Source organism: Anaerorudis cellulosivorans (assembly GCF_025943985.1).
Taxonomy (GTDB): Bacteria; Bacteroidota; Bacteroidia; order Bacteroidales; family Dysgonomonadaceae; genus Anaerorudis; species Anaerorudis cellulosivorans.
Window position 1 is genome coordinate 1 of sequence record NZ_JAPCWE010000032.1, and the last position, 1,414, is coordinate 1,414.

The window sequence follows — 1,414 nt, forward strand, 5'->3', positions numbered from 1 at the left end:
GTTAACGCTGATCGTGCGGCCCGCGATTATAAACGGGATATTTTCTCTCTTTCTGGAAATCAAAAATTATCGGTTACACTCATGCCGGGAGGAGGTTTTGCTGCAAAAATCAAGAAAAAATAGCTTTTCCTTTTGAAAGGATATAATTATTTGCGTCAATTCAAGTTGATTTAAAAAAAAACAGTATATCGTAAGTATAGTACTTTCCAAAAATGGGACCTTTGGTTAAGTTGAAAAAAGAGGTTTTGAAAAAGTACCTAATATTGTTGTATTATTTAGAAAAACTTAGTATGGGAAATACAAATCATAAATTACGTTTGTCTGTAATGATGTTTCTCCAGTATTTTATACAAGGGTCGTGGTATGTAACGATGGGGACTTATTTGTGAGAGACTTTTCATTTTACGGTGGGTGCAAATCGGGTTAGCCTATGGTGCGGCGGCTATTGCGGCTATTATCTTCCAGGTGATCGTAGCAATGATTGCAGATCGATTTTTTTCAGCCAACAGGGTACTTGCTTTTTTGAATATAGTAGGTGCTGTTTTGCTTTTCTGTTTGACCACGATTGAACATTTATCCTTGTTTTTTCCTATTCTTCTTGCCTATACCATTTGTTTTATGCCTTCCATGTTGTTATGCAATTCCATTTCTTTTGAGAATCTTGCGGATCCGTCCAATGAGTTTTCCAGAATTCGTCTGTTTGGTTCCATCGGCTGGATATTGACAGATGTACTGATCAGTTCGTTTGATTTGGAAACCTTTTCCACCCCTTTTTTCCTGACTTCGACAATGCGTCACCCTAAAAATTTTCCCAAAATTTTTCATCAAAAAGAGACGCTATTAATTTGTGTTTTGGGGTTATCAACATTGTTTTTGTCATTGTCTCGCCACTTTTAGGAAGTCTGATTTTCAAGGTTGTGATTGTTTTGGCTATGTTCAAAACTTTATCTACACTCAAATTAATCCTGTTTAACTTCAATCTTCTTTCAAGCTCTTTATATACTTTATATGCTGCAAAACAGATACAAACATGTGCTTCAATTCTTCGTTCCGTAAAGTGGAACATCGGCCGTATTTGAAGCGTTCCTTTCGTAATCCGGAAAGCATTTTCAACTACCCATAATCCGCTGTATTGCTCATATACATCTTTACAACAAAGAAAAGTATTGGTTAAATATCCCTTCCATCCATCCCATTTTTCATCCTCCTTTATTGACTGCCGATTTATCGTGACGGTTACATTATTCGTAAGCACCCGATTAAATACCCCTTGATTTATTCCTCATAAACTTTGGCGTTCATAATCTCGGTACAGAGATTCCAAACTTTACCGGTAATCGTTAGAGTATTATTAGAGTATTATTAGATTCCTCTTTTTTCCACCTGTTAGGCAAGAGTGCCTTCAGGGTTTCAT

At 36.4% G+C, this 1,414-nt stretch carries 2 protein-coding genes and 1 pseudogene; 2 read left to right on the top strand and 1 reads right to left on the bottom strand.

All coding sequences use genetic code 11. The features are described from left to right. The first annotated feature begins 329 nt into the window (after window positions 1–329). Together OLM34_RS11370 and OLM34_RS11375 are read left to right on the top strand one after the other, a co-directional pair. Complete coding sequence (locus OLM34_RS11370; RefSeq protein ID WP_264407383.1) at window positions 330–389, top strand: hypothetical protein; 60 nt, start codon at window positions 330–332, stop codon at window positions 387–389. Between the two features lie 22 nt (window positions 390–411). Continuing rightward, window positions 412–897 carry an MFS transporter gene (locus OLM34_RS11375; protein ID WP_264407382.1) on the top strand — a complete coding sequence of 162 codons (486 nt, stop codon included), beginning with the start codon at window positions 412–414 and terminating at the stop codon, window positions 895–897. On the opposite strand, the pseudogene OLM34_RS11490 reads toward OLM34_RS11375, so the two are convergent. After that, window positions 800–1,279, bottom strand: a pseudogene (locus tag OLM34_RS11490) (IS1634 family transposase); the annotation flags it as partial. The gene OLM34_RS11375 and the pseudogene OLM34_RS11490 overlap by 98 nt on opposite strands. Window positions 1,280–1,414: the final 135 nt, after the last annotated feature.